Raw genomic sequence first — 6,160 nt, 5'->3', positions numbered from 1 at the left:
GTCGGGACAGTGAACGATGAGCCAGTCTTCGACGACGTGGCGCGTCAACTCACTCGCCTCGTATTCCGAACCACAATGATGGCACGTTGGCATATACCATGGTACGTTCTCGGGCGTGGAAAGCGTATCCCCTTCCCGCACAGCGTATCCAGTACCGTTTTACCGTCCCCCCTGCGAGTATGCGTAGCGTGAAAGGAAAGGAGTGGTACCAGGCCGACGAGGTCGCCCAGGAGTACGACTCGAAGCGGTTCTCCAAGGGCGGTCGGCTCATCGACCGGCGAGAAAAAGAGGCAGTCCTCGCGGCTCTCGGTCCCGTCGAGGACAAGAATATCCTCGAAATCGCCTGTGGAACTGGTCGATTCACCGTGATGCTCGCTCAAGAGGGGGCGAGCGTCGTCGGACTGGATATTTCGCGGGCGATGATGGTACAGGGGCGGGAGAAGGCCCGCGCAGCAGGCGTTGCCGACCGTATCGAGTTCCTTCGCGGCGACGCGGCGCGGCTTCCCTTCCCCGACAATCACTTCGACGCGGTGTTCGCCATGCGCTTTTTCCACCTCGCGGACACCCCGGCGAAGTTCTTAGCCGAAATGGCGCGTGTCTCGAAAGAACAGGTGTTTTTCGACACGTTCAACGACAAGAGCCTCCGGGTCGCCTACAACTGGCTGCTCCCGATGGGTTCTCGTCTCTATTCGAACGACGGTGTCGGTCGTCTCCTCAACGACGCGGGACTCGAACTCGCGGATGCGAAACACGACTTCGTCATCCCGTTCGGATTCTACCGGAAGGTTCCGAACGGCATCGCACAACCCTTCCGCTCGCTCGACCTCACGGTCGGCGAGACGTCGTTCGGTGACGACCTCGCTTCAGTGTCGTACTGGAATGCGCGCGTCACCGCCGATGCAGACGATTCATCCCGCGCGGCGACTCGAGCGAGCGACGCCGAGTGACGCCGTGACACGGGTGATTTTACCACGATTCTCGATTCACATTTAAGTACGTCCATCGCAAGTGTCCCGTATGGACCTCTCGGTCGTGCTCCCGACTCTCAACGGTCGGGACCAGCTCGCCGCTAGCCTTGATGCGCTAGCAGAGCACGCCCCCGACGCCGAAATCGTCGTCGTCAACGGTCCGTCGGCCGACGGCACAACCGGGATGGTACGAGAACGCGACGATGTCGACGTTCTCATCGAACTCTCCGACCGAAACCTCAACGTCGCTCGAAACGCCGGTATCGAAGTTGCAACCGGCGACGTGGTGGCCCTTCTCAGATACGACCTCTCGGTCGAGCCACTGTGGCTGTCGGCGCTCGAAGACGGAATCGAGTCGGCGGATGTCGTCACAGGGCCGATGCACCAGACGCTCCGAAACGGGATGACGACCGAATCGCTCGAAGAGAACACGATTGTCGGTCGCGAAGTCACCTACTTCAACGGTGGTAACGTTGCCTTCCGCCGTGAGGTGCTCGACTCACTCGACGGATTTGACGAGTACCTCGAAACAGGCGGTGCCCGCGACGCGGCGCATCGACTCGCCGGCTTCGGCCGAAGCGTGGCTTGGGCACCGGAGATGTGTGTCCGACGCGAGTTCGAAGCCGATGGTGGCATCTCGGAGCACGACTGGGGCTGGAAGTATCGAGCCTTGACCTATCGACTCGTGAAAAACTACGGTATCAGGCCGGGGACGGTCAAACGGACGGCGAAACACGCTATTTCTGATGGAATTGATGCTGCACTCGGCGTCGTCAAAGGCGACGTGACGCCCTCTGGCTGGGCTGGAACCGGCCGCGACGTTGGTATCGGTATTGCAACGGGTGCCTCCGACGGAATGGTCGCCCGTGCTCGTGACCGGTCGCGGACGCGAAACCCGCACGGCTGTTCCAAGCGGGCAGACCGCGCAGTTGCCCGGTACGACTGGCGCTAGGCGCGGACGAAAGCTATCAAACCGGTATCGGGTAGATGTAAGCTCGTGAGTGCCCCGACTACAGTTCTCCCGGCGCGAGTGCCGAGATAACGCGGGTTGCGTTCTTCGAGAACGCCTTCGCCAGCGCATCTTCCGATACGTCGAGCGTCAGAATCTCCATGACACCCACGTTCGGGTGCGTTTCCGGCGCACCGCTGCCGAATAGGACGCGGTCGGGATGTTCGAGAAGCGCCCGTTCGAGGACGCTCCGGTAGCGGACGAAACTCGTGTCGAGATAGAGGTCGTCGTGGCCGTCGAGCAGGTCGATGGCTTCGTGCATCAGGCTCTGGTCGAGCGGGAAGCCACCGAAACTCGAGAGAATGACCGGGAACCGACCAAGGAGTGCCTCGGCGACGGCGCTCGGTTCGAACACTTGGCCGCAGTGGACGAACACGGGAAGGCCGACATCCTCCAACATTTCGAGCGTCTCTTCGTCGGGGAGACCGTCGACCGACGGTGCGAGACGGAACCCGTGGAAGCGGTCGTCGTAGGCGTACTGTTCGATATCATCCGGGTCGGCGTGGTGCTCCCCTCGCGACGTTGTCAGGTTCCGAAGTCGAGCGGACGCACGCCCGCTCGGGTCCCGTGGCCCGTTGATGCGTGCGAATGCGAGAAACGGCCGGTCGACGCTCATCCGTGCAACCGCGTTGTTCGGCCGTAAGTAGCTCTGTTCGACCGGCTGTGCGCCCGGTGAGACAACGGCACGAACGACACCTGCCTGATGTAGTTCGCGCTCCAATCGCTCCGGGGTGATGTCTCGCCCGCGCGTCGCGACCGATTGCTCGTCGGGGTCGAGGCGAGCGTTTACGTCGACAACCCTGAATCCGTGTTCCAACTCCAGCATCGTGGTGTCACTCAGTGGTATCCGCCAAATAGGTTGTAGAATCGTTCGCCGCTCTGAGTCAAATTTTATCCACTTATTGTCTGTCAAATAACAACTTTGGACAGATATGTGGGCCTGACAGTCATTTCTTCAAAAGAATCTGGCAGGACCCTAAGACGCAGCCTTTTGTCCTATCCTTGCGAACATAAGTGCGTGTGCCTCATCGTAGAGGTCGTCACCCCGCTGTCTGAACTCCCTCTTGGTCGGCTGGTCGAACAGCACGACTTCGAACTCGAACTGGAGCCGTCGATACCCACGTCTGCGGACACGTCTCCGTTCATCTGGGTTCGAGGCCCGGACGCCCGTACGTTCGGAACTGCGGCTGACTCCGCTCCAGATATCGACAGTCTCAGACTCGTCGAGACTGTCCCTGATGGCGCACTTTACAGCGTCGAGTGGAATTTCGACCGGAATCCGGTCTTTGCCAGCTTGGCGGAACGACCCATCGTGCTCCTCGAATGTCTGTCAGCCACGGACTCGTGGTGGCTCCGATTTCGCATTCCTTCTCACGGTATGTTGACCGCCCTTCGGCGCGACTGGACCGAACGCGGTCTCGAAACTGAGGTCGACCGAATCACGCCGCTCGCGGCCGATGAGGAACCTGCGAGCGACGGACTGACCAGTCACCAACTGGAAGCACTGCTTCTCGCGCTCGAACGAGGGTACTTCGACGAACATCGACGAACGTCACTGGACGAACTCGGTGACGAACTCGATATCTCACGGCAGGCGGTAGCGGCCCGGTTACGCAGGGCCTACCGGACGCTCGCAGAGCGAATTCGTAACGAGTCGTCCTACGATGAACGGATTACATAATCAACCCGCATCCATAGGTAGTACACCTCCGTTTCGGACAGTATGGACGACCCGCTCGACAACGGTGCTGGGTCCGTGGTAACCACCTCTGTCAACCGATACGAAGAGGTCGCTGTCGCGGTCACCTCGGCTGTTGCGACAGCCACTGAACACAGCCCGCTCGACCTCCCACCGCTGGCAGAAGTTGGCGTGGACCCAGAGGCACTCGACTTACTTTTCGGCTCTTCCGCCGACCCGTCTCGCAATCTCACATTTCACTACGCTGGCTATCTCGTCTCGTTGTTCGGTGACGGCACACTCACCGTTGACCACGTAGACGAGTAGCGAGCACTCCTGAATCGTGGGTCCGACGACACCCACGTGAGTCGATACGCTCTTGCGAACAGCCACGGCGTTCATCCGAATGCCAGCCCAATCCTGTTGGACCGTCAATATGTACTGTTTCCGCCGATATTCCGTCTAACTGTCGCTCTATCGTGTGATTTGGTGTTCCACTGCCGCCGAAATCTATTTATAGAACTGCAATCGTTGGTATCGCTTGAGGTATCAACATGTCTTCACGAATGCAGCAACCGATGTACATCCTCGCAGAGGGAACAGAGCGAACCCACGGACGGTCCGCACAGGACTCCAACATCCGTGCCGGGAAGGCTGTCGCTGAAGCCGTACGGACCACACTTGGTCCGCGCGGAATGGATAAGATGCTCGTCGACTCCTCGGGAGAGGTCGTCATCACGAACGACGGTGCGACCATCCTCGAAGAGATGGACATCGAGCATCCCGCCGCGCAGATGATTGTCGAAGTCGCCGAGACGCAAGAAGAGGAAGTCGGTGACGGGACAACCACCGCAGCCGTTCTGACCGGTGAACTCCTCGCCCACGCCGAAAACCTCCTCGACGACGACCTCCACCCAACCGTCATCGTCGAAGGGTACACCGAGGCCGCTCACATTGCGCAGACCGCAATCGACGACATGGTCCTCGAAGCGGACCTCGACGACGACCTCCTTCGGAAGGTCGCCGAATCCTCCATGACCGGCAAAGGGACCGGTGACGTGACTGCCGACGTGCTCGCGAAACACGTCGTCAAGGCGGTCCAGATGGCCCACGAGGACGGAGACGGCACGTTCCACCACGAGGACGTTCGCGTCCTCACCCGCACGGGCGCATCGTCGTCCGCGACCGAACTCGTCGAAGGCGTCGTCCTCGACAAGGAACCCATCAACGAGAACATGCCCCGGTCGGTCGAAGACGCGACTGTCGCCGTCCTCGACATGAAACTCGACGTCCGCGAAGGCGAGGCCGACACCGAGTACAGCATCAACTCTGTCGACCAGCTAACCGCGGCTATCGACGCCGAGGACGAGGAACTCCGCGGCTACGCGGAGGCGCTCACGGACGCCGGTGTCGATGTCGTGTTCTGTACGAAGTCTATCAACGACCGCGTCGCGGGCTTCCTCGCCGACGCAGGAATTCTCGCATTCAAGAGCGTGAAGAACGGCGACGCTCGCGCACTCGCCCGCGCAACCGGTGCAAAGCGTCTCGGCTCGCTCACCGACATCGAGGACTCGGACCTCGGCCACGTCGACGCCGTCAACATCCGCGCGTTCGGCGACGACGAACTCGCCTTCGTTGAGGGCGGGGCGGCGGCCAAGTCCGTGACGCTGTTCCTCCGTGGCGGCACCGAACACGTCATCAACGAACTCGAACGAGCCATCGAGGACGCCGTCGATGTCGTCGCCGCTGCGATTGACAAGGGCGGCGTCGTCCCCGGTGCTGGCGCGACCGAAATCGCCATCGCCGACCGTATTCGCTCCGAAGCCGCCGGTATCGAAGGCCGCAAGCAACTCGCCGTCGAGGCGTACGCCGACTCGGTCGAAGCCCTCCCGCGCACGCTCGCCGAAAACACCGGGATGGACCCCATCGACGCGCTCGTCGACCTGCGCTCTCACTACGAAAAGGAGGGTATCGCCGGCATCATCTCGACCGGCCGCTCGGGTGAAATCGGCGACCCCGTCGAACACGGCGTCATCGACCCCGCGGCCGTCAAGCGCGAGGCCATCGAATCTGCGACCGAGGCAGCGACGATGATTGTCCGCATCGACGACGTTATCGCCGCCGAGTAAGCGCCCCCGACGCTCGAAGGCGAATCGACTTCCGGTGGTCTCACTCACGCCGCCGGGCCACTTCGTGTTGCTTTTTCACACCTGCGGCAGTCGCCACTCGTATTTGAGCGCGAGCATTCGAACCGTGAACACGAGCGCGGCGCACAACCCAGAGGGAATTCCGGTCGGCGCGCCGAGCCCGCGGGCGACGAGGAACGCGAGGCCGCCGACGACCGCGGGTGTCGCATAAAAGTCGTCGCGGAGGACGACCGGAACGCGACCGATGAGAATATCGGCGATAGAGCCGCCGCCGACGGCCGTGACGGTCGCGAGGCTGACGATACCGAACGGGGAGACCCCGGCGTCGACGCCGACGCGCGCGCCGGTCGCCGCGGAC

General features: G+C 61.6%; 7 protein-coding genes. 5 read left to right on the top strand and 2 right to left on the bottom strand.

Annotated features, from left to right (window positions below; translation table 11 throughout):
• The first annotated feature begins 188 nt into the window (after window positions 1–188).
• Both QT222_RS08275 and QT222_RS08270 read left to right on the top strand, forming a co-directional pair.
• The gene (locus QT222_RS08275; protein WP_014732172.1) at window positions 189–947 is read left to right on the top strand and encodes a class I SAM-dependent methyltransferase; all 759 of its coding nucleotides are present in this window, start codon (window positions 189–191) and stop codon (window positions 945–947) included.
• Between the two features lie 70 nt (window positions 948–1,017).
• Window positions 1,018–1,920, top strand: coding sequence for a glycosyltransferase family 2 protein (locus tag QT222_RS08270; protein ID WP_491476884.1), 903 nt, complete (start codon window positions 1,018–1,020; stop codon window positions 1,918–1,920).
• A 58-nt stretch (window positions 1,921–1,978) separates the two neighbouring features.
• Here QT222_RS08270 and QT222_RS08265 read toward each other — a convergent pair whose 3' ends face one another.
• Window positions 1,979–2,803 (bottom strand): amidohydrolase family protein, encoded by an 825-nt coding sequence (locus tag QT222_RS08265; protein WP_004057494.1) that lies wholly within the window; start codon window positions 2,801–2,803, stop codon window positions 1,979–1,981.
• Window positions 2,804–2,995: 192 nt separating this feature from the next.
• Here QT222_RS08265 and QT222_RS08260 point away from each other — a divergent pair, with 192 nt between their 5' ends.
• The 3 genes from QT222_RS08260 to thsA all read left to right on the top strand — a co-directional run bounded on the left by QT222_RS08260 (window position 2,996) and on the right by thsA (window position 5,784).
• The gene (locus QT222_RS08260; protein ID WP_004057493.1) at window positions 2,996–3,658 is read left to right on the top strand and encodes a helix-turn-helix domain-containing protein; all 663 of its coding nucleotides are present in this window, start codon (window positions 2,996–2,998) and stop codon (window positions 3,656–3,658) included.
• A gap of 42 nt (window positions 3,659–3,700) precedes the next feature.
• The gene (locus QT222_RS08255) at window positions 3,701–3,982 is read left to right on the top strand and encodes a HalOD1 output domain-containing protein (protein ID WP_491476883.1); all 282 of its coding nucleotides are present in this window, start codon (window positions 3,701–3,703) and stop codon (window positions 3,980–3,982) included.
• A gap of 239 nt (window positions 3,983–4,221) precedes the next feature.
• Window positions 4,222–5,784: a thermosome subunit alpha gene (gene thsA / locus QT222_RS08250; protein WP_491476885.1), complete on the top strand. Its 1,563-nt coding sequence runs from the start codon at window positions 4,222–4,224 to the stop codon at window positions 5,782–5,784.
• 75 nt (window positions 5,785–5,859) lie between these two features.
• On the opposite strand, the gene QT222_RS08245 is transcribed toward thsA, so the two are convergent.
• Window positions 5,860–6,160, bottom strand: a 301-nt coding sequence (locus tag QT222_RS08245) for a trimeric intracellular cation channel family protein (protein ID WP_491476882.1), incomplete at its 5' end; no start/stop codon positions are given.

The organism is Haloferax sp. s1, assembly GCF_058382125.1.
The sequence above is the reverse complement of the archived record's forward strand: the minus strand, read 5'-3'. Positions and strand labels throughout refer to the sequence as shown.

Coding starts and splice junctions, on each gene's coding strand:
- QT222_RS08265 (WP_004057494.1), bottom strand. CDS start 2,803: ATGCTGGAGTTGGAACACGGATTCAGGGTTGTCGACGTAAACGCTCGC.
- QT222_RS08255 (WP_491476883.1), top strand. CDS start 3,701: ATGGACGACCCGCTCGACAACGGTGCTGGGTCCGTGGTAACCACCTCT.
- thsA (WP_491476885.1), top strand. CDS start 4,222: ATGCAGCAACCGATGTACATCCTCGCAGAGGGAACAGAGCGAACCCAC.
- QT222_RS08270 (WP_491476884.1), top strand. CDS start 1,018: ATGGACCTCTCGGTCGTGCTCCCGACTCTCAACGGTCGGGACCAGCTC.